Annotated in this window: 17 protein-coding genes, 1 tRNA gene and 1 pseudogene; 8 read left to right on the top strand and 11 right to left on the bottom strand. The window is 64.7% G+C overall.

Annotated features, from left to right (window positions below):
* Window positions 1-118 precede the first annotated feature (118 nt).
* The gene (locus ACVIGB_RS33160) at window positions 119-982 is read right to left on the bottom strand and encodes an alpha/beta fold hydrolase (RefSeq protein ID WP_456719505.1); all 864 of its coding nucleotides are present in this window, start codon (window positions 980-982) and stop codon (window positions 119-121) included.
* 213 nt (window positions 983-1,195) lie between these two features.
* Here ACVIGB_RS33160 and ACVIGB_RS33165 point away from each other — a divergent pair.
* Window positions 1,196-1,285, top strand: a tRNA-Ser gene (locus tag ACVIGB_RS33165).
* 266 nt (window positions 1,286-1,551) lie between these two features.
* Here ACVIGB_RS33165 and ACVIGB_RS33170 read toward each other — a convergent pair.
* Window positions 1,552-2,241 carry an ArsR/SmtB family transcription factor gene (locus ACVIGB_RS33170; protein WP_456719504.1) on the bottom strand — a complete coding sequence of 230 codons (690 nt, stop codon included), beginning with the start codon at window positions 2,239-2,241 and terminating at the stop codon, window positions 1,552-1,554.
* A gap of 314 nt (window positions 2,242-2,555) precedes the next feature.
* Here ACVIGB_RS33170 and ACVIGB_RS33175 point away from each other — a divergent pair, with 314 nt between their 5' ends.
* The 3 genes and pseudogenes from ACVIGB_RS33175 to ACVIGB_RS33185 form a co-directional block, all read left to right on the top strand.
* Window positions 2,556-3,962, top strand: coding sequence for an MFS transporter (locus ACVIGB_RS33175; protein WP_456719503.1), 1,407 nt, complete (start codon window positions 2,556-2,558; stop codon window positions 3,960-3,962).
* 28 nt (window positions 3,963-3,990) lie between these two features.
* On the top strand, window positions 3,991-4,206 hold the full coding sequence (locus ACVIGB_RS33180) for a DUF1127 domain-containing protein (RefSeq protein ID WP_456719502.1): 216 nt from the start codon (window positions 3,991-3,993) through the stop codon (window positions 4,204-4,206).
* A 51-nt stretch (window positions 4,207-4,257) separates the two neighbouring features.
* Window positions 4,258-4,497: pseudogene (locus ACVIGB_RS33185) on the top strand (GNAT family N-acetyltransferase); the annotation flags it as partial.
* A 21-nt stretch (window positions 4,498-4,518) separates the two neighbouring features.
* Here the strand turns inward: ACVIGB_RS33185 and ACVIGB_RS33190 are convergent.
* From ACVIGB_RS33190 to ACVIGB_RS33215, 6 genes are all read right to left on the bottom strand, one after another.
* Window positions 4,519-5,403 carry a sigma-70 family RNA polymerase sigma factor gene (locus tag ACVIGB_RS33190; RefSeq protein WP_456719501.1) on the bottom strand — a complete coding sequence of 295 codons (885 nt, stop codon included), beginning with the start codon at window positions 5,401-5,403 and terminating at the stop codon, window positions 4,519-4,521.
* A complete protein-coding gene (locus tag ACVIGB_RS33195) occupies window positions 5,400-6,038 on the bottom strand; it encodes a flavodoxin family protein (protein WP_456719500.1) in 639 nt (212 codons plus the stop codon). The genes ACVIGB_RS33190 and ACVIGB_RS33195 overlap by 4 nt, the downstream gene beginning before the upstream one ends.
* Before the next feature lie 800 nt (window positions 6,039-6,838).
* Window positions 6,839-8,422 carry an ABC-F family ATP-binding cassette domain-containing protein gene (locus tag ACVIGB_RS33200; protein ID WP_456719499.1) on the bottom strand — a complete coding sequence of 528 codons (1,584 nt, stop codon included), beginning with the start codon at window positions 8,420-8,422 and terminating at the stop codon, window positions 6,839-6,841.
* A gap of 140 nt (window positions 8,423-8,562) precedes the next feature.
* Entirely contained in the window at window positions 8,563-9,882 is a 1,320-nt protein-coding gene (locus tag ACVIGB_RS33205; RefSeq protein ID WP_456719498.1) for an Hsp70 family protein, read from the bottom strand.
* Between the two features lie 193 nt (window positions 9,883-10,075).
* Window positions 10,076-11,437 carry a carbohydrate porin gene (locus ACVIGB_RS33210; protein WP_456719497.1) on the bottom strand — a complete coding sequence of 454 codons (1,362 nt, stop codon included), beginning with the start codon at window positions 11,435-11,437 and terminating at the stop codon, window positions 10,076-10,078.
* Window positions 11,438-11,453: 16 nt separating this feature from the next.
* Window positions 11,454-13,829: a glucose/quinate/shikimate family membrane-bound PQQ-dependent dehydrogenase gene (locus ACVIGB_RS33215; RefSeq protein ID WP_456719496.1), complete on the bottom strand. Its 2,376-nt coding sequence runs from the start codon at window positions 13,827-13,829 to the stop codon at window positions 11,454-11,456.
* A 348-nt stretch (window positions 13,830-14,177) separates the two neighbouring features.
* On the opposite strand from ACVIGB_RS33215, the gene ACVIGB_RS33220 reads away from it, so the two are divergent.
* The gene (locus tag ACVIGB_RS33220) at window positions 14,178-14,927 is read left to right on the top strand and encodes a class I SAM-dependent methyltransferase (RefSeq protein ID WP_456719495.1); all 750 of its coding nucleotides are present in this window, start codon (window positions 14,178-14,180) and stop codon (window positions 14,925-14,927) included.
* An 18-nt stretch (window positions 14,928-14,945) separates the two neighbouring features.
* Here the strand turns inward: ACVIGB_RS33220 and ACVIGB_RS33225 are convergent, their stop codons facing one another.
* Window positions 14,946-15,434 carry an SRPBCC family protein gene (locus tag ACVIGB_RS33225; RefSeq protein ID WP_456719494.1) on the bottom strand — a complete coding sequence of 163 codons (489 nt, stop codon included), beginning with the start codon at window positions 15,432-15,434 and terminating at the stop codon, window positions 14,946-14,948.
* A 7-nt stretch (window positions 15,435-15,441) separates the two neighbouring features.
* Window positions 15,442-16,398 carry a LysR family transcriptional regulator gene (locus tag ACVIGB_RS33230; protein ID WP_456719493.1) on the bottom strand — a complete coding sequence of 319 codons (957 nt, stop codon included), beginning with the start codon at window positions 16,396-16,398 and terminating at the stop codon, window positions 15,442-15,444.
* A gap of 100 nt (window positions 16,399-16,498) precedes the next feature.
* Here ACVIGB_RS33230 and ACVIGB_RS33235 point away from each other — a divergent pair, with 100 nt between their 5' ends.
* Window positions 16,499-17,680 carry an MFS transporter gene (locus tag ACVIGB_RS33235; RefSeq protein ID WP_456719492.1) on the top strand — a complete coding sequence of 394 codons (1,182 nt, stop codon included), beginning with the start codon at window positions 16,499-16,501 and terminating at the stop codon, window positions 17,678-17,680.
* 22 nt (window positions 17,681-17,702) lie between these two features.
* Window positions 17,703-18,737, top strand: a complete 1,035-nt coding sequence (locus tag ACVIGB_RS33240; RefSeq protein WP_456719491.1) for an aldo/keto reductase — start codon at window positions 17,703-17,705, stop codon at window positions 18,735-18,737.
* Window positions 18,738-18,767: 30 nt separating this feature from the next.
* Here the strand turns inward: ACVIGB_RS33240 and ACVIGB_RS33245 are convergent, their stop codons facing one another.
* A complete protein-coding gene (locus ACVIGB_RS33245; RefSeq protein ID WP_456719490.1) occupies window positions 18,768-19,670 on the bottom strand; it encodes a helix-turn-helix transcriptional regulator in 903 nt (300 codons plus the stop codon).
* A 299-nt stretch (window positions 19,671-19,969) separates the two neighbouring features.
* On the opposite strand from ACVIGB_RS33245, the gene ACVIGB_RS33250 reads away from it, so the two are divergent.
* On the top strand, window positions 19,970-21,610 hold the full coding sequence (locus ACVIGB_RS33250; protein WP_456719489.1) for a flavin-containing monooxygenase: 1,641 nt from the start codon (window positions 19,970-19,972) through the stop codon (window positions 21,608-21,610).
* Window positions 21,611-21,643 lie beyond the last annotated feature (33 nt).

A 21,643-nucleotide genomic window follows, 5' to 3' on the forward strand; every position in this document is an offset into this window, starting at 1 on the left:
CCGCTACCGTGGAAGCGTCGCTCCCGCCGACCGGCGAAGCCGCACTTCCCGGCCAGCAATATAGAGAAGCGGCACGGGACCGCCAGTTTTTGTCGCGTCCTGGCGGTCCCACCACTTTCTACTTCCAATTGATCCGCGCGAAGAAGCCGGCGATCTCGGCGGCTGAGCGATCGGGGTCCTCGCGATGCGGGAAGTGCCCGACATCGGGAAACATCTTCAGGTCCAGATTCGAGAAGGTCTCGCCCAGCCGGTCGGTCCAGGCATAGGGAAACAGCGGGTCGTGCTCGGCCCAGCGGATGCAGGTCGGCACGGCGATCGGCGGCAGCGCGGGCGCTTCGCCCTGCATCATCTTCACGCGCCCTGCATGTGACGCGCGATAATGCGCGAAGCCGCCGGCGAGGTTGCCGGGCTTGTAGAAGTTGTCGGCGAAGTCCTCGATCACGTCGTCGAACGCGGCCTTGCGATGCGTCCAGTCGTGCAGGAAATGGCCGATGTAAGTGCGGCAGGTCTCGCGGCTGGCGCCGACCAGCGCGGGCGCCATCTCCATCTGGTGGAACGACTGGTACCAGATGTGGTTGAGCCGGTCCGGCGCGGCCATCCGCGCCCCGATGCCGGGATAGACGAAATCGAAGAAAAACAGCCCTGCGATACGCTCGGGCGCCTTGCGGGCGAGCGGCTGCATCACCGCGCCGCCGACGTCGTGGCCGACCACGCCGGCCTTTTCGATGCCGAGCGCGTCCAGCAGCGCCAGCATGTCGTCGGTATGCTGATCGGGGCCAAACGAGCCTTGCGGCTTGTCGCTGTCGCCGAAGCCGCGCAGGTCGGGCGCGATCAGGGTGTAGCGGTCGGCGAGGCGCGCCATCACCGGCTTCCAGGTCAGCCAGAATTCCGGCCAGCCGTGCAACAGCAGCAGCGGCCTGCCGCTCCCGGTCCGCGCGACGTGGAATGCCGCGCCATTGGCTCGAATCGTCACATGCTCCATGGGCCGCTCCTGCTGCTTTTGCTTCGCCCACGCGCCGATCGAACCCGACCGGTCCCGCTAGCGCTTTGTTTCCGCGCACTTTCTTGCGTCATCCCGGTGCTTCGATGGCGCGAGGCGCTGGTGACGGAAATATTATTGCAGCGCCTTGTCTGGCCCGCCATCCTCGCCTAGAACACGCCCCGACCGCGGGTGGCGCAAATCACCCGGGCCATCGGAGAGGTGGCAGAGTGGTTGAATGCACCGCACTCGAAATGCGGCATAGGTGCAAGCCTATCGGGGGTTCGAATCCCTCCCTCTCCGCCACCCTTTCAACTAGGGCGAAGGGTGTCTCCCGAAGGTCCGCGAACGACATTGCGGGGGCCCTTATTTGCTTGTGAGCAGATGAGTTCGCCGATCGACCGTGCTTTTCACCGGAATGCGCGCGCGATGGACAGACGCGGTCACGCCTGCCGGCGGCGGGCCGGGCGCACGCCGGCAAGGCTAATCCCGCAATTTTTGAGGTCAAGTATGGACAGTACTTGCGGTCGAAGCGACTGATCGCACTGCTACGTCCGTCCGGGGGCGCTGACTCAACCCGAGAAAACCGCTACCCGGCCTCTGGACAGTGATGCAACCTGCCGTTCGCGGCCGTCCATCGAGAGGGCGCCCTCGATGCCGAACGTTGTGGCAAGTCCTCTAACACCAGCAGGCGTCACGACGAGCGCGCGGCTATCCCGGACATGCTCAACCCAATCGTGCTCGAGAGCGTGGTGAAGGATGGCAGCGCCGAGCGACCCGGCCAGATGCGGCCGGCGCTCGCTCCAGTCGAGACAGGGGCGACAGAACAATCGGCGCTTGGAGGCAAGGCGAAGATCAACGCCGAACTCATCGAAGAATGACCGACCGGCATCGGTCAGTTGTCCGCCATCCTCGTCGAGCAGAATAAACGACTGCTGGACAAGCCGGTCGGCGATCGCGACGGCAATGCGGCCGGCCATGTGGTCATAGCACGTGCGCGCGTGTCGGAGCGTTTCTCCGCCGCGCCAGAGATCGCGCCGGGCGGGCCCTTCCTGGGCCACGACCATGAGACCTTCCAGCACGCGCGCGACGTGCGGAGAGGCCAAGCGAAAATATCGTCGTCTGCCCCGCTTTGCGAGCGCAAGCAATCCAGCGTCGCTGAGTTTCGCAAGATGGCCACTCGCAGTCTGCGGCGCCACGCCAGACACATAGGCGAGCTCCGAGGCGGTCAACGTTCGACCATCCATCAGCGCACTGAGCATGTTGGCGCGCGCCGGATCGCCGATGAGTGCAGCGACTTGGGCGATCTTGGGTCCCGTATCCATGTCTTTCTCCTACGCCGATGAGGACGCAGTGCCAAGCACGAATACTTCGGCCAAGACCGTAGTGTTTCTGCAAGACCGATTCGATCGCGGGACATAGGTTGTCTGGACACCACTAAGCCCAAGCGAAAGGCATCGCCGCGACGGGACGAAAGATCGTCTCGCGGCTCCAAGTATTCGATTGGCATCGAATGACAATCGAAAAACGAGCTGGTCTGAGCCATCAAAATCTCACAGACAACCGAGTGTGATCAATGCAAACAACTTCGCTCAACACAAGGCAGCCGGAACAAGCCGGCTCTGACAGCGCGTCATCCCGTTCGCCTCTCGCCGCGGCGCTGGCGCTTGCCGCCACGAGCCTCGGCCTCGGCGTTGTGCAGCTGGATATCACCATCGTTAATACCGCGCTGAGCAGCATCAGCACCTCGCTCGGCGGCAGCGTGGCCGAGCTGCAATGGGTGGTGACCTCCTATACCATCGTATTCGCTGCCTTCATTTTGACCGCTGGTGCGCTCGGTGATCGCGTTGGCGCCAAGCGGATATTCATGGGGGGCTTTGCAATCTTCACGTTGGCTTCGCTCGCCTGCGCATTGGCTCCGTCGGCGATGTTCCTGATCGTTGCTCGCTCCGTGCAGGGCCTGGCGGCGGCAATCCTGGTGCCGAACTCGCTGACGCTACTCAATCACGCCTATACCGATCCGAAGGCGCGCGGCCGCGCGGTCGGCTTCTGGGCCGCAGGTGCGAGCGTCGCACTGACTGCGGGGCCGCTAGTTGGCGGCGCGCTGATCGCGCTGGTCGGCTGGCGCGCGATCTTTCTTGTCAACTTGCCGATTGGCGCCGCCGGCCTCTGGCTCGCCTGGCGTTACGCCGAGGAGACGCCGCGGCTCGCGCAGCGCGAGATTGATCTGCCGGGCCAGATCGCGGCGATCACGGCGCTCGGCGCGCTGGCCGGCGCCCTGATCGAGGGCGGCGCGCTCGGCTGGAGCCATCCGCTCGTCATCACGGGCTTCGCGGCGGCGGCCGTAATCGGACTCCTGTTCGTATGGCGCGAGGCGCGCGCGCTGCAACCAATGCTGCCGCTGTCGCTGTTCCGCCATCGCATGTTCGCGCTGACCGCTCTGGTCGGGCTTCTCTTCAACATCGCCTTCTACGGCCTGATCTTCATGCTCAGTCTCTACTTCCAGAACGTCAATGGCTGGTCGCCGTTCGCAACGGGCCTCGCCTTCGTACCCATGATGGCCATGGTGCTCCCCGCCAACCTGATCGCCGCGTCGGTCAGCGAGCGCCTTGGCGCGCCGCAAGCCATCGCGCTGGCTTGTATGATCGCCGCCGCGGGCTGCGTTGCGCTGCTGCCTATGACCTCAGGCACCAGCTACTGGGCGATCGGCGCTCAGCTCATCATCCTCGGCGGCGGGCTCGGCCTGCTCGTGCCGTCTTTGACTTCGACGCTGCTCGGCAGTGTCGAGAAATCGCGATCCGGCATCGCCGCGGGTGTACTGAACGCGACGCGGCAGACCGGCAGCGTGGTTGGCGTTGCCCTGTTCGGTTCGCTGGTCGGAGGGAACAACGCGTTCATGGCAGGCGCGCATGCCTCGCTCATGATATCGGCCGCTGTGTTGCTCGCAGGTGCGGTCGCGATCGTGCAGGGCCGGGCAAAGTAGGGGCGATGAAAGGAGGCAGGTCGAGCTTATGTGGTACTCCCGGGAGGCCGCAGACCAGGGCGTCGATGACAAATCATCATGGTTGGGTCTTGTTAAGCAAGTCAGCGGCACCCTGCACACCTGGCGCGACCGGGTTCGGCGGCGCCGCGAATTGGCGCAATGGACCGATCGCGACTTGCATGATGTCGGGCTTTCCTGGAGCGACATCGCTCTGGAAGTCACCAAACCCTTCTGGCGGGCTTGATATGAGTACGCACCCTAGTAGCTCGGACCGTGGGTTTCCGATCGTCGGGACGAAAAGGAGCTCGGCTGGCTGCTCCATGACGAGCAGGAAGGACACGGCTACGCCACCGAAGCCGCACTCGGATTGCGCGACTGGGCCTTCGCGACGCTGAAGCTTCCCTCGCTGGTCAGCTACATGGCGCCCGACAATGCGATGTCCGCCGCGGTGGCGAAGCGATTGGGCGGCGAGCTCGATCCGTCAGCGCCGAGAGACGACCCGCACGATCTCGTCTACCGCTATCGGGCGCGCTGAGCGGAGACGGATGACGCATCATCAATTCCGCCAGCCCGTCACATCAGGCACGTTGTGTAGCTTGTCGGGATTGCGGGTCACATAGATTGCAACGACCCGCTCATTGTCGACATGCAAGGCCGTCGTTTGAACAATCCCGTTCTCGATCGTGATGAAGCCCGGCAATCCGTTGATGATGGCATAGCGGATCAACCGCGAGGGATGCAGGGCGAACAGGCGGGCGAGCCCCGCGAAACGCTCCATCGCAGCATCACACCCGACCAGAGGCTCTGTCGGTGCCGGGACCCGGCCGCCGCCATCCGCATAGACCACGACATCCTCGGCGAGCATGGCGCGCAACGCGGCAAGGTCGCCTGTCCGCGTTGCCGTGAAGAAGGCATTCGCGAGCCGCAGGCCTTCTTCATTCCCGACGACGAATCGCGGCTTGGCATCGTGGATATGCGCGCGGGCGCGGCTGGCAAGCTTGCGGCAGGTCGCAGCCTCACGTCCGATCGTCTCGGATACGGCATCGAACCCCAATCCGAACACGTCATGCAGCAGAAAAGCCGCCCGCTCCAAGGGCGACAGGCGTTCCAGCGCGATCATCAACGGCAGGGTCAGATCGTCGGCCGCTTCCTCGTCTTCGGGGTCGAAGAAGGGCTCGGGGAGCCATGGTCCGACATAGGCCACCCGCCGGCGCCGCGCAGATTTCAATTCGTTGAGGGATAAGCGCGTGACGATGGTGTGCAGGAGGGCTTTGGGATCGCGCACCTGATCGCGATCGGCCGCGAGCCAGCGCAGCCAGGCGTCGTGCACGACATCCTCCGCGTCGGCGACCGAGCCTAGCATCCGATACGCCAGCCGGATCAGGCGCGGCCGCAGATCGGCGAAGATGTCGGCCGCCGATGCTTCGGCTGCATCCTTCATGACATCGCCCGAACGGTCGCTGAGGCCGCGTCGCGGCCGCGTGCAAACTGAAGTGCTGCCTTCGCCACGCGCTGTCCCAGGTGACGGGCGGTTGCGAGATCGGATGCAGGCGGCGCGGTATCCGCGCCCTCGTCGGTGTTCGACTGCGCGCCGGCTCCCAGCCAGAACCCCAGCCTGTTCGGATCGGATTCGGATCCCGACGCGGAGTTGTTTCCCGGCGGCAGGTCAAGATTCACCCAGTGCATCCCATGCTGGGCGGCGAACAATGCAAGCTGGATCAATGTGGAGAGCTTGTCGCCGGCGTGGGCCCCCGAATTGGTGAAGCCGGCCGCGAGCTTGTCCTTCCAGCGATAGCCTTTGGACATCACTGCACTTGAAGTCGATTCCTGAAAGGCTTTGAAGGCCGCGGAGGCGGCGCCCATATAGGTGGGCGTGCCGAAGATCAAGGCTTCCGCACTCATCAGTCTGTCCCAGTTCTGTTCCACGCTTTCGACAGGCACCAGAAGGGCCTCCGCGCCATCGACATCCCCAACGCCGGACCTGACGGCCTCCGCCTGACGCCGGGTGTGGCCGTAGGCGCTATGATAGACGATCGCGATCAGGATGCGATCGCCTCCGGTTCCGATATGATGCATGGTGTCCTCTGCTGCTGCCATTGCAGAAGCTAAGACAAGGCAGCGCGTCGAAACGTGACATGCCCCCCGAACCTTGGTCCGGAGGATGTTGCTCCAATTGACCGCCACCCAGGCTGGAGCGGTGGCTGCGGGCTGCTTTGCATGGGGTTGTTTTCGATATTTTGCTGGGAGCCGCGGCCGCCGGGGGGCGATCGAACCTTGCCGGCGCGCCGGTAACCTTAATTTTCCGTTTCGATTGTCGATAAAGTTTTATCGATTATCCTGCTGACACTTGAGCGGCGTGACGAACCGCACGACGAGGGGCAACAGCCGAGTGGCTTGACGACCTCTCTGGAATCGAAGGGTGGGCAGAGCGCAATGCCAGCCACCTTTCGGGCTGTCCGGCTGCGGCCGGCGGGGCAAATCAATTCTGAAGTGCATTTGATTGCCAGGTTGCGGTGCATGTCGCGCCGCATGATGCTTCTCAATTGGGATTTCCAAGATGACGTTCGCGCATTTCTTGATCGCGGCCGGTGGCGGCTTTTTGCTGCTGGCAGGCTTCGTCGCATTTGCCCTTTGGAGAAACGCACTCCATTCGACGGCGCGGATTTAGCAACCGGCGAGATTCAGCTCCGACGGCCTCGCTCGTGGGGACGAGCGAAGCTGGCGGAATGGCCGCACCGCCGCGCGGCCTGACAGCCGAGCACCGCGCCTACAACCTGCCCCAAGGCGACGCGTGCTCGGCTGTTCAATTCCTGACCAACCTTCGTCGTTCGAAACATTGATCGTGATGGCAATTCCTCCAAATCTCCGCATCATCTTCACGAAGCGAGATCCAACCTGCGGGTGATTGCGATCGCCTCGAGGAAGGTCTCATCGTGGCTCACAACCAGCAGCGCGCCGTCATAGGCGCGCAGTCCGGCCTCGACCGCTTCCATCGATTCGATGTCGAGGTGATTGGTCGGCTCATCAAGGATCAGGAGCGGCGGCGGGCTCACGCCGCCGAGAACGCAGGCCAGGCCGGCACGAAGCAACTGGCCGCCGCTCAGGCTCGCGACGATTTGCAGGGCGGCATCGGCGCGAAACATGAAGCGCGCCAGCGCGGCGCGACAGGCGTTCTCGCTGGCATCCCGATTGATGCGCCGGAAATTATCCAGGATCGAGACCGAGGCATCGAGCAGGCTCACCGCCTGATCGAACATCGCAAAGCGGGTCATCACCTCGACGGTGCCGCGCGCCGCGGTCAGATCGCCGCTGACGAGCTTGAGCAGCGTCGTCTTGCCGGCGCCGTTGGGGCCCGTGATCGCGACGCGCTCCGGTCCTGACATGGAGAAGGTGAGATCGCGCAGGATCGGCGCGTCCGCGGTGTAGCCGGCATCGGCGGCATCGATCCGCAGCACCATCCTGCCCGCCGGCAGCTGCGTCGACGGCAGCTGCACGGAGAACGGTTGCAGCACCTCGATGCGCTGGCGCGCCGCAGTGGCCAATTCAAGCGCTTGCGTCCGCCGCCGCTCGGCAAGGCGGGCGTTCTCGCCGCCGGTGTCCTCGCTGCGATCCTTGCGCAGCCCGGCGGCGATGCGCGGCAGATCGCCCTTGGCGCGCTTCCTCGCACCGGCGCCATCCTTGCGGGCTTGCCGTTCGGATGTTTCCCTTGCCTTGCGGTCGATCTCGGCGACGCGCTTCTCGGCATCGGCCAGATCGTGTCGTGCTGCCGACAGATCGATGGCCTTGCGCGCACGGTACTGGCTCCAATTGCCGCCATAGCGTCGGGCTTCCAGCGAGGTCAGCTCGACGATCGCATCCATGGTCTCGAGCAGCTCGCGGTCATGGCTGACGATGATGGCGCCATGCCGCCAGTCCGCGAGCAGGTCGATCACCGCCTGGCGTCCCGCGCGGTCGAGATTGTTGGTGGGTTCATCCAGCAGCAGAAAGTCCGGTTGCGCGAAGGTCAGTGCGGCGAGGCGCGCCCTGGTGGCTTGTCCGCCGGACAGCGTCGCCAGCGGGGCGTCCAGCACATCGCTCAGTCCGACACGCGCCAGTGCCGATGCGATGCGGGTGTCGAGCGTCCAGTCGATATCCGCAAGCTCTTCAGTGCTCGCAAGGCCCTGTTCGGCCCGGCGCAATGCAGCCAGCGCACCGCGCGCACCGAACAGGTCGACGACGCATTCGTCCGGCTGCACCTGAACCGCCTGATGCAGCATCCCCACGCGTCCCTGAACAGCGACCGTGCCGGATTGCGGCGCGTGCGCGCCTGCGATCAGGCCGAGCAGGGTCGTCTTCCCGACGCCGTTGCGGCCGACAAGGCCGGTCCGTTCGGGTCCGAAGTTCAGATCGATATTGGAAAGGAGAACCCGGCCGTCAGGCGCGGACAGGGTCAGATGGGAGAGCGTGATCGATGCAGGCATGGCAATGGATATCCCGGTGGGCAAGGCTGATGGGCGTTGCGGTCCGGATGAAATCCATGGCTGTCGGCAATCCTCTCGAATTGATGAAGTAAGATTATCTAATCGCGTATTGGGCCGGGATCAAGGCGCGACGCGAACCGTCACGCCGCTTCGGCGAAGGTCCAGCGGTCGGGGTCAGGCGTGTGGCCGATCAAGGCGAGACCATAGGCGATCGATTCGAACTGGTCCGCTGAGGTCAGCCGCGCTTCGCCGAAGCGCTCGGCAAACAGGCGCTGCACCGCCGGCACGAACGAGGTGCCACCGGTCAGGAACACCTTCTCCACGTCGCGCGCGGTGATGCCCGACTTCGCCAGTGCTTCGTCGACAGTTGCGCCGAGCCGCTCGATGTCGTCGGCGATCCAGGATTCAAAATCGTCGCGCGTCACGGTCGCGCCGATATCGATGCCTTGCCGGGCAAAGCGGAACTCGACGCGGTCGCGGCTCGACAGCGCGACCTTGGTGTCGGATACGGCGCGGTACAGCGCGAAGCCGAGATCGTGGTCGACGATCGTGATGAAATCGTGCAGCGGCGCCGGATCGATCGCGGTGCGCGCGAGCTGCTGCAACTCGCGCAAATCGCCATTGCCTCGCATCATCGCGAGCTGATGCCAGCGCGCGAGGCTCGAATAATAGTGATTGGGGATCGGCAGCACCTTGTCGAACGAGCGGTAGTTGGTGCCCTTGCCGAGCCGCGGCGAGACGATGTGGTCGACGATGCGGTAGTCGAAGGTGTCGCCGGCGATGCCGATGCCGGCATGTCCCAGCGGCTCGGCGCGCAGCACGCCGCCCTTGCGCGAGAAGCGCATGACGGAGAAGTCGCTGGTGCCGCCGCCGAAATCGGCGACCAGCACGGTCGCATCGTGATCGAGGCTGCGCGCAAAGGAGAACGCCGCGCCGACCGGCTCGTAGACATAGCGCGCGTGGCCGGCGCCGAGCCGCTCGAACGCGGCCCGGTAACGCTGCATGGCGAGCTCGTCATTGGGATTGCCGCCGGCAAACTTCACCGGGCGGCCGACCATGATGGTCGGTGCGCCCAAGTCGAAGCCTTCGCCGGCATGGCGCGTCAGCGTGCGCAGGAACGCCGCGAGCAAATCCTCGAACTTGTAGCGCTGCCGGAAGATCTGGGTGGTGTTGAACGCCGAGCTTGCCGCAAAGGTCTTGAACGACTGGATGAAGCGATGGATCGTGCGTCCCTCAAGGAACTGCTCGATCGCCCACGGGCCGCCCTCGGCGCGCGGATGCAGGCCGGCGCCCGGCCGGTCCTCCCAGAAGCACAGCGCGGAGACATAGACGCTATGCGTGCGGCCGCCATGGTCGAAGCGGATCGCCTCGACACGGCCGTCGGCATCGGACAGCGCGACGACGGTGTTGCTGGTGCCAAAATCGACGCCAATCGAGACGGCGGGCGGGGCGCTCGTCATGTCATGCTCGGATTGTCTGTGAAAGGGGGCGGACCTTTAGCGGCTTTGGCCGGATTTGCCAACCCTTCCGGACGCCGCAAAGTTCACGATGAAGTTAGGTTGAGCCGGTGCGGCAGCAGACTCGCTTCACCTCCCCCGCAAGCGGGAGAGGGAGGACACCTCGTTCGTGGCTGGATCGCGTTGCGCTCGGGTGTCAGAAGTTCGCGACCGTCTTCAGACCGAACACCAATGCGTTTGCGTTCGTGCTGGTCCCGCCGGGGTCGATCACGTACTGGATGTTCGGTCGCACCTGCAGGCCGGCGAGGGGCCGGTACGAGTAGTAGAGTTCCATGACGTATTCGTTGCCCTGGACGGCGACCGGGCCGAGGCCGGCCAGATTTTGCAGCTCTTCCGACCAGGCGATGCGGCCGTTGACATGGGTGGTGCCGACCGCAAATCCGATATCGTCCTCGGGCCGCCACTGGAAGGGTCCGGTATAGGTCAGGCCGCCTGCGATTTGATAATCGGTGGTGGCTGTGCGGCGGTCGGCCATGGTCGCATTGAAGAACAGGCTGAGCATGCCCGCGGAGCTCGCTTGCGATGGCCGGATCACCTGCTGAACGAAGCTGACATAGGCGCCGTAACGTCCGCGGCTCTGCAACAGTGGTTGCCCGCTGAGGACGGCCGGGTTGCCGTTGACGTCGGTGACCACATCGGGGGCGGTCGAGGTGTCGTACCAGCCGCCGAACTTGTAACTGCCCTGCAGATTGCCGAACTTCGGCAGCCAGGCGAGCTCGGCCGGGATGAGCAGGCCGGTGGATCCCGAATAGAACACCGGGAGCGCCGACTGCGAGACCTTCAGGTAATTGGGATTGGCGTCATAGACGCCGAACTGAAAATAGCCGAAGCCCGGCAGATTGAACTTCAGCCTCGTTGCCCATTGGCTGACCGGCCAATTGTAGATGTAGTTGCCGACGAGGTTGCCGGGCTGCGCGCCGCAGAAGGTCAGGTTCTGGAAGTCGCACGCGAACGATGCGAAGTCCTCACCAAAGGTGATGCGTCCGATCTTCCAGTCGACGAGACCGTCGATGAATTTCTGGTCGTACCAGAATTGCGTAAGCCGGAGCGTCTGGCCGCGTCCGAACAGCTCCTGCACCTGCTGTAGCGTGCCGAGGTGCGCGTCGTCGCTCAGATTGCTGCCGTTGCGGTCGGTCCACGTGACCTGGATCGTGCCGCCGGGCACGACACCGAGCTTTGCAAGATCGAACGTGGTACCGAAGGTCCATTGATCGGTGTAGGCGACCTGCTGCCGCTGGCCGCCCGTTGCATTGCCGGCAAGCTCGCTGGTGTAGCCGAACTGAAAATCGATGCCGGCATTCAACAGCCGGGTTCGCGCGCCGTCCCAATCGCCGAGCAGCCAGGGAATCGGTGCCGGCACCGGATTGGGCGCTGCGCCTTGAGCCGTCAGGTCGGCGGCATGTGCGACCTCGCCACCCGCACAGACCGACATCGCCGCGAGAGCCAGCCAGAGACAGAACGCCGTCGGATGCTGTGTTCGGTCGCCGGACGCAAGCATGACGACGCTCCCGGGTTCAATCCTTCAACGCGTAGGCGATGACATAGTCACCGCGCTTGGTGCCGAACGAGCCGTGGCCGCCGGCCGCGGTGACGACGTACTGCTTGCCGCCGGCCTCGTAGCTCATCGGCGTCGATTGCGCGCCGGCGGGCAGGCGATCTTCCCAGAGCACCTTGCCGTCGCGCACGTCATAGGCACGGATCGTGTACTCATAGGTGCCGGTGTAGAACGCGACGCCGCCGGCGGTGGTGATCGGCCCGCCGAGCATTGGCACGCCCATCTTGAACGGAAGCGGCAGCGGCGTGGTGTCCCTGATCGTGCCGTTCGGATGCTGCCAGACGATCTTCATCGTCCTGAGATCGATGGCGGCCATCGAGCCCCATGGCGGCCGGTAGCACGGCACGGAGAGCGGCGAGAGGAAGCTCGAGATATCCACCCCGAACGGCGTGCCGTACATCGGCTGCGTCCCGACCTCGCTGCCGACCGGCTTCTCGGCGGTCGGCGCCGGAGGATTTTGCGGGCCGCGCGGAATCAGCCTTGAGGCGAACGGCAGCGACATCGGATTGGCGATGGCGATCTGCCGCACAGGATCGACCGCGATGCCGCCCCATTCGAACATGCCGAGATTGCCCGGGAAGACCAGCGTGCCCTGCAACGACGGCGGCGTGAACGTGCCCTCGTAGCGCAAGCGGTGGAACATGATCCGGCACAGCAGCTGGTCGAAGATCGTGCCGCCCCACATGTCGGCGCCGGTCAGCTTTGCTTGCGGCCGGAATGTCAGTTCGGAAAACGGCTGGGTTGGTGCGGAGCGGTCGCCGGGCGCGGGGCCCTGCGGCACCGGACGTTCCGGCGCCGGCACGATCAATTCGCCGGTCCTGCGGTCGAGCACGAAGATGTTGCCCACCTTGGTCGGCTGGATGATCGCGGGAACGACGCCCTTGGCCGTCGTCACATCGACGAGGCTCGGTTGCGAGGGAACGTCCATGTCCCAGAGATCGTGATGCACGGTCTGGTACGACCAGACGCGCTTGCCGGTGTCGACGTCCAGCGCGACGATGGAGCTCGAATAGCGTTCGACCAGCGCATCGCGATTGCCGCCCCAGATGTCGGGTCCGTTGTTGCCGGTCGGAATGTAGACGAGATTCAATTTCGGATCGAACGAGGCCGTGATCCAGGAATTCGGTGAGCCGTTGGTGTAATGACGCGTCGGCGACGGCAGCGCGTTCTCGTCGGCAGCGGCGGAGTCCCAGGCCCAGACCAGCTTGCCGGTGTAGACATCGAAGCCGCGGATCACGCCCGACGGCACTTCGACGGCGTAATTGTCGATCACCGCAGCGGCAACGACCAGGATCCTGTCGCTGACGACCGGCGGTGAGGTCGGCTCGAAGAACCCGGCGGTCTTGATCCCCATCCCTTGCTGCAGGTCAAGGATGCCGTGATCGGCAAAGCCATCGCAGAGCTTGCCGCTGTCGGCATCGAGCGCGATCATGCGGCCGTCGTTGACCGGCAGGAAGATCCGGCGCGGGCATTCGGCCGGCGCCGGACTGCCGCTGCTGTCGACGGCGCCAGCCGCGGTTTCGTGATAGGAGACCCCGCGGCAGGTCATGTGCTGGAACGTCTTGTTGTGCACAAGCTTGGGATCGTATCGCCAGCGCTCGGTGCCGGTCCTGGCGTCGAGTGCGAACAGCACCTGGTGCTGCGAACAGAGATAGAGCGTGTCGCGCACCTTGATCGGGGTGACCTCGAAGGTGGTCTCGCCGGAATCCTCCGGCGTCGGCACGTCGCCGGTGCGGAAGGTCCAGGCGACCTTGAGCTTGCCGACATTGTCGGGCGTGATCTGCTTCAGCGGCGAATAGCGCTGTCCGAATTGCGTGCGTCCATAGGCGCGCCAATCACCGTCCGGTTGCGGGTCGGCCTCGCTTTGCTGCACGGCCGGACCGGCCTCGGCAATCGTGCCATTGATGTCGTGATAGCTCGACAGCAGCCCGGCCACGAGGACCGCCGCAGCCGCCACGACGCCGACCCAGAGTGGCGCGGTCGCACGCCTGTAGGACACCGGCTCGTTTCGGACTAGCCCGCGAACGATCACCGGGGTCAGCAGCCAGAGCGCCATCGGGAAGATGATGTCGCCGCGCGCCGCAAGCGGCCACCAGTCGAATTTCACCTCATAGACGGCCCACGCCAGCGTGCCGACCAGCACGATCGCAAACAGCCAAAGTGCCGAACGGTGCTGCGCCAGCAAGAGCGCAGCCGTGGCGAGAATGCCGACGCCGATGACAATGTAGGAGATGGATCCACCCAGCGCGGCGAGCCAGATGCCGCCGCCCGCGAGGACCAAGCCGATCAAGGCGTAGACGATACCCGTGACAAAGACAGCCCTGGATCGCTGCATGGCTGCACCAGTGCGGAAGAGGCACCGTGCTTGTCCTGCGCAAGCGCAACAGACCGCGTCCGCTCTCAAGAACTGTGGTTCAATCAACCGTAACTTGCAACCGGGAACTGCGACGTTGATGCAACACAAGCGCGCAAAGTTGCGATATCAATTCTTGCCGAAGCAAGATCATTCAAACTGCGCGCACTTTGTTCAACAAGGAGCAACGCCAGGCGCCTGGCACTGACGCAGAGGTGACGGGTCCTCAGCGAATTTTGAATCGACGCGCTCTTCCGGTTCTGCGCCAGCGCTGCTTTATACCGTTCCGCAGATCTCATCGCAGACGCCCGGCTCGCAGGAGAAGCAACAATGACATTGAACCCTACGGCCAGGAATTATCGTGTCGCGGTCGCAGCCTATGAGGCGGGCCGGCCCAGCTATCCGGCGGAGATCGTCGCGGCGCTGCCGCTGCAGGCCGCGCGCTGTGTCGTCGATCTCGGAGCCGGAACCGGCAAGTTCACCCGCCTGCTGCTTCCGCATTTGTCCGAGACAGCGCGTCTGGTCGCTATCGAGCCCGTCGCCGAAATGTCGGCGAAACTCGCGAGCGAAGCAGGGATCGAGGTCATCAACACCCGCGCCGATGCGATCGGCCTCGAAACCGGCAGCGTCGATCTCGTGACCTGCGCGCAGGCGTTCCACTGGTTCGACAACGAGCCGTCGGTCGCCGAGATCGCGCGCCTCCTGCGTCCCGGCGGTACGCTGGCGCTGGTCTGGAACAACAGGGATGACCGCGCGCCGTGGGTCGACGCCTTGTCCGTCATGATTGAGGGCTACGCGGGCGACACGCCCCGGCAACGCTCGGGGCGCTGGCGCTGGATCTTGCAGGATCCCCGCTTCGTGCTCGAGAAGGAATTCGTGCAGGACCATCCGCATCGGATGGCGCGCCAGGGTGTCTATGAACGCGTCGTGTCGACGAGCTATGTCGCCAATCTTCCCGACGCCGAAAAGGCGGTCCTTCGCGACAAGACCGACGCCATCCTGCGTGAGGCCGGCCTCGGTGATTCCGACGAGGTGGTGTTTCCTTATGTCACGCAACTCTTCTTGCTGAAGCGGACCTAGAGCGCTTTCGAGACCTCGCTATTGCGCGGCGCGTCCTTGCTCGACGGCCTGCTTCAGGCGCGGCAGCGTCATGCGCCAGTAGAACGCGACGTGCTTCGCACCGGAGTCGGCGCCGATTTCCCAACCGTCCCCGCGCCGAATCGGCGACGGCGGCACCTGCTGGGTGACGGTCAGCAACGTCTCACCGCCGTCAGCCGCGAGCGTCATCGTGATTGTTGCATAGGATTGCGGAATATCCGGCAGGCCGGAGACCTGCGACCAATAGGAATATTCGAGCCGTGACGACGGTTCGACACGGAGGACGTGGCCCTTGTCGCGATAGCGCTTCACGCCGATCTCCGCCTCGATCTCGATCGACGCGCCGATCTGCCAATCGGTGTTGAAATGCGCGTTGTGCCATGTCTCGCCCGCTTTGGGACCCGTGATCGCGTCCCACACCTGCGTTGGCTGCGCGGCGATCCGGATCGATTCGGTGACAGTCTGCAAGACCGAGGTTTCGTTCGTCATCAAATGCTCACTTGTCGCCTACGACTTTCCAGTTCCCATCCGCGCCACGGCGCAGCGCCGGATCGCCGATGCGGACATTGCTTGCAAGAAAATCGATGAACGCCCGCACCCGCGCCGGCAGCGGGCCGGCGTGGCCGACATAGACCGCGTGGATGTCCTCGCGATCGCCGGGATTGAGATTTTGCAGCACCGGCACCAGACGCCCGGCCTCGATGTCGGGTCCGATGTGAAACAGCGCCAGCCGTCCGAGCCCGATGCCACCGAGCGTGAGCTGGCGCGCGGCTTCGCCGTCGCTGACGCGGGCGACCGGCGGCGGCAGCGCCTCCTCGATCTTTTCAGCGCGGCGGAACGGCCAGCCGCGGATGCTGCGCGGAAAGGTCCAGCCAATGCCGCGATGGACGGCGAGGTCCGCCGGGCTCTTCGGCGCGCCGAAGCGCGCGAGATAGGACGGTGCGGCGACCACCACCATGCGGCTGGTGCCGAGCTTGCGCGCGATCAGCCTCGAGGCGCCGAGTGGGCCGACGCGGATCGCGACGTCGGCGCGCGCCTGCATCAGATCGACCAGCGTGTCGGTCAGCACGATGTCGAGCGTGATGTCCGGATGCTCGCGCATGAAGCGCGGCAACAGCGGCATCACATGCAGCATGCCGAACGGGATGTTGCTGTTCACGGTGAGATGGCCGCGCGGCACGCATGAGGCGGCCTCGCGTTCGGCCTCGTCGATGTCGGCGAGGATGCGCTGGGCGCGCTGGTAGAAGGCCTGCCCCTCCTCGGTGAGCTGCAGCTTGCGGGTAGTGCGGTTGACCAGCCGCGTGCCGAGCCGCGTCTCGAGCCGCGAGACCAGCTTGCTGACGCCCGACGGCGTCAGGCGCAGGCTGTTCGCCGCCGCCGTGAAGCCGCCGAGATCGACGACGCGGACGAACACGTCCATCTCCCCGGAGCGGTTGGTGTCTGTTCGGGACATCTTGAATTCACGTCACAAATGATTGGATTGCGGCCATTCTAATCCTTTTGGGACGGCCTCGCTATGTCGCATTGCGGAATCCTTCCCTCCGGAGCGACACATGCCTGCTGCAGTCCTTGCCTTGACCGCCGGTGCTTTTGGCATCGGCACCACCGAATTCCTCATCATGGGGCTGTTGCTGCAGGTCGCCGCCGATATGCAGGTATCCGTCTCCGCGGCGGGCCTGTTGATCTCCGGCTACGCGCTCGGCGTGTTCGTCGGCGCGCCGATCCTGACGCTGGCAACGCGGCGGATGCCGCGTAAGGCGGTGCTGCTGGCGCTGATGGCGATCTTCACGCTCGGCAACGCGGCCTGCGCGCTGGCGCCGAACTACGAACTGCTGATGGCGGCGCGCATTCTCACGTCGCTCGCGCACGGCACCTTCTTCGGCGTCGGCTCGGTGGTCGCGACAAGCCTCGTGCCGGAAGACAAGCGCGCATCGGCGATCGCCACGATGTTCATCGGGCTGACGGTCGCGACCTTGCTCGGCGTTCCCTTCGGCGCGTGGTTCGGCCTGATGCTCGGCTGGCGCGCGGCGTTCTGGGCGGTGGCCGTGATCGGCGTGATCGCGTTCATCGTGCTGTCCGTGCTGGTGCCCGGCCATGTCGGAGCCAACGACAAGCCCGCGCCGCTGCGCGAGGAGCTTGCCGTGCTTGGCCGTCCGCAGGTCCTGCTCGGGCTTGCCATGACGGTGTTCGGCTTCGGCGGGCTGTTCGCGGTCTTCACCTATGTGCAGCCGATCCTGACGCGCCTCACCGGATTTTCCGACGCCGCGGTGTCGCCGATCCTGCTGGTGTTCGGCGCCGGCCTTGCAATTGGCAACGTCGCGGGCGGGCGGCTCGCCGACAAGGGGCTTGCGCGTGCGTTGCTGGTGTCGCTCGGTGGCCTCGCCGCCGTCCTCGTCGCGCTGGCGGCGGTGATCTCGATCAAGGCATTGGCGGTCGCATTGTTGTTCGTGCTCGGCATCGCGGCGTTTGCGACCGTCGCGCCGCTGCAGCTTCGCGTGCTCGAAGCCGCCGGTGTGGAAGGACGGACGCTGGCTTCCAGCCTGAACATCGCGGCCTTCAATCTCGGCAACGCGCTCGGCGCCTGGGCTGGTGGCGTCACCATCGATCGCGGCCTTGGTCTCGGCGCGCTGCCGCTGGTCGCCGCCGTCATCACTGCGGTCGGGCTGCTGCTCGCGCTGTGGAGCCTGCGCCTCGACCGGCCGGTCGTCCTCGCCACGCAGTACCCGGCTGAATGAACCGGATCAAAGGAGCATGACCATGGAATATCGCAATCTCGGCGCGTCCGGCCTGAAGGTCCCGGTGCTCAGCTTCGGCACCGGCACCTTCGGCGGCCAGGGACCGTTGTTCTCGGCCTGGGGCCGCAGCGGCGTCGACGAAGCGCGACGGCTGATCGACATCTGCCTCGAGGCCGGCGTCAATTTGTTCGACACCGCCGATGTCTATTCGAACGGCGCGTCGGAGGAGATCCTCGGCGCCGCGCTCAAGGGCCGCCGCGACAGGGTCTTGATCTCGACCAAGACCGGCCTGCCGATGGGCGACGGCCCGCTCGATGCCGGCACGTCGCGATACCGCCTCGTCGGCGCGGTGGATGCCGCGTTGCGCCGGCTCAACACCGACTATATCGACCTCCTGCAGCTTCATGCCTTCGACGCCTTCACGCCGATCGACGAGGTGCTGTCGACCCTCGATGCGCTGGTGCGCGCCGGCAAGCTGCGCTATGTCGGCGCCTCGAATTTCTCCGGCTGGCATCTGATGAAATCGCTCGGCGTTGTCGACCGGCACGGCTGGCCGCGCTATGTGGCGCACCAGGTCTATTATTCGCTGGTCGGCCGCGACTATGAATCCGAGCTGATGCCGCTCGCGCTCGACCAGGGCGTCGGCGCGCTGGTCTGGAGTCCGCTCGGATGGGGCCGGCTCACCGGCAAGATCAGGCGCGGGCAACCCTTGCCGGCGAACAGCCGTCTGCACGAGACCGCGCAGTTCGGACCGCCGGTCGACGACGACAAGCTTTATGCAATCGTCGACGCGCTGGACGTCGTCGCCACAGAGACGGGCCGTAGCGTGCCGCAGGTTGCGATTGCCTGGCTGCTGGCACGGCCGAGTGTCTCGTCCGTGATCATCGGCGCGCGCGACGAGACGCAGCTTCGCGACAACCTCGGCGCAGTCGGGTGGTCGCTCTCGGCGGACCAGATCGCGCGTCTCGACAAGGCAAGCGCGGTGATGCCGGCTTATCCGTACTACCCTTACCGAATCCAGGAAGGTTTTGCGCGACTGAACCCGCCGCCGGTGTGAGCCGGCCGCGGGCCTGCCGGCGTCACGGTCTCACGCTTGTGTGGAATGTTCGCAGACTTGCCGGCGATATTCCGCCGGCGTGATGTTCATCTGCTGGCGGAAGACGCGATTGAGGTGGCTCTGATCGGCAAAGCCGCTGAGCAGCGCGATCTCCTTCAGCGCAACGCGGTCCTTGCGCAGATGCTGGCACGCGTGCTCCACCTTGCGCCTCAGGACATAGGCATGCGGCCGCGTGCCGTAATGCACGCGGAACTTGCGGGCGAACTGGATCGGCGTGCAATTGCAGATGTTCGCGAGCTCTTCCAGCGTGATGTTCCGGAAGATGTTCTGCTCGATATAGTCCTCGATCAGCCGGGCGTGCGCCGGGCGAAAGCGTCCTTGCGCGCACGGCATCTTGAATTCGATCGCCGCATACTTCCGCAAGATGTGCACGCTCGCCTGCAGCGCCAGCGCGTCATAGCAGAGGCGTCCGCCCGGACCGCCTGCGGCAACCTCCTGAACCATCTGGTCGTTGATCCAGGTCAGCATCGGGTCTTCGGCCTTGAGCAGGTCGTGAAGCTCGATCGCATCGGCGTCGCGGTCGAAGGCATCGCTCGCGGTCTTCATCATGAGCGCTGGAGCGATATAGAAATGGGTGACTTCGATGTCGTTCTTCCAGTGCCAGCTTGATGGCTCGGCACGGGTCAGCAATGACGTGACGCCGCGACCGACGTGATCTTGCTTCCACGCGCCGGTGACGCGGCGGTTCATCGACGTCACGCCGTCGCGATAGAGTACGAGCAGGAAGTTTTCCGACGGGGGAACCCAGATATCCGATGGCTCATAGCGGAAAATCCGCAGCCGGAAGTCGCTCCTCCCGACTGAGGCGCTGTCCAGCTTCAGTTCACCGGGCGCATAGCGCGGCAGCTCCTCGACCGTGATCAATTGGCCCATCGCGCGAGCCTCCTCCGTGGAATCTGTGGCGCGGTTGACCGCTTCTTCTTGGCCGAACGTCTGAGCGCAGGATAGGCCGCTTTCGCCGTTTGCCAAGGCGACCAACGGCCGATGGCTCGATTGCACGGCCGCGTTCCAGAGATTGTCGGTTTCATCCAAGCCGCTCGGTCGCACGGCACGTAGCCTGCTCTGCGTCTCGGCGACAGCGCCAGCGGCCGAGATCCAATTGACGCAACGCACCATCACCCGGCGACACGGTGGGTATGAGCGCGTGCGAAGCAAGACAACAGGAGGAAACGATGACCGAGACCGTCACAAGGTCGAATGGAAGCAATGGTGCGCGTGCAACGACCAAGCTCGACGCCGTGGTCGTCGGCGCCGGCGTCGCCGGTCTTTACCAACTGTTCCGTCTGCGCGAGCAGGGGCTGAGCGTGAAGGCGATCGATGCCGGTTCAAGCGTCGGCGGCACCTGGTACTGGAACCGCTACCCCGGCGCACGCTTCGATTCCGAAGGCCACACCTATCAGTACCTGTTCTCCGAAGAACTCTACAAGGGTTGGAGCTGGAGCGAGCGGTTCCCGGGCCAGCCGGAGATCGAGCGCTGGCTGAACTACGTCGCCGACCGCCTCGACCTCAGGAAGGACATCCGGTTCGGCACCACGGTCAAGAGCGCGCATTTCAATGAGGCGACGCAACGCTGGCTGGTGACGACCGACCAGGGCGATGTGATCGATACCCAATTCCTGGTCACCTGCTGCGGCATGCTCTCGGCGCCGCACGTATCCTTTCCGGGACAGGAGACATTCAAGGGCGAGCTGTTCCACACCGCGCGCTGGCCCAAGGGGCCGATCGAGCTTGCGGGAAAGCGCGTCGGCGTGGTCGGCAACGGCGCGACCGGAATCCAGGTGATCCAGTCGATCGCCGGCGAGGTCGGTCATCTCAAGGTGTTCATCCGCACCCCGCAATACATCATTCCGATGAAGAACCCGAAATGGGATGCGGCGGATGCCGTGGCCTACAAGTCGAAGTTCAAGTTCCTTACCGAACGGCTGCCGAAGACGTTCACCGGATTCGAGTTCGACTTCGAGCACGTCTGGGCTGACCTGACGCCGCAGCAGCGCCGCCAGGTGATCGAGGACTGCTGGAATGACGGATCGCTCAAACTGTGGGTTTCGTCCTTTGCCGAATTGTTCTTCGACGAAGCCATCAACGCCGAGATCACCGAATTCGTGCGCGGAAAGATGCGCGAGCGGATCAAGGACCCCAAGCTGTGCGAGCAGCTGATTCCGTCCGATTACGGTTTCGGCACGCACCGGGTGCCGCTGGAGAGCAATTTCCTCGAGGCCTTCCACCGGCCCAATGTCGAGATCGTCGGCGTCAAGAACAATCCGATCGCCCGCATCACACCCGAGGGCATCCAGACCGCAGACGGCACCGTCCACGCGTTCGACGTCATCATCCTGGCCACGGGCTTCGACGCCGGAACGGGGGCGTTGACGCGGATCGACATCCGCGGTCGCGAGGGGCGATCGCTGAAGGAGGATTGGGGCAGGGACATCCGCACCACGATGGGCTTGCAGGTCCATGGCTATCCGAACCTGTTCACGACCGCGGTGCCGCTCGCGCCTTCGGCCGCGCTTTGCAACATGACCACCTGCCTGCAGCAGCAGGTCGAGTGGATCGCCGATTGCATCAAGTATTTGCGCGGCAAGAACCTCCACGTCATCGAGCCGACCAGGGATGCCGAGGATCAGTGGGTGGCGCATCACGACGAGACCGCCAACGCAACGCTGATCGCCAAGACCAATTCCTGGTACCTCGGCTCGAATGTCGAGGGCAAGCCGCGCCGGGTGCTGTCCTATTGCGGCGGCGTCGGTACCTATCGCCAGAAATGCGACGAGGTCGCCGCGAGCGGCTATCAGGGCTTTGCCATGCAATAGCGCCTGATCGCAACTGGACTTCGTAGCCCGGAT

The organism is Bradyrhizobium sp. USDA 4341 (genome assembly GCF_054063755.1).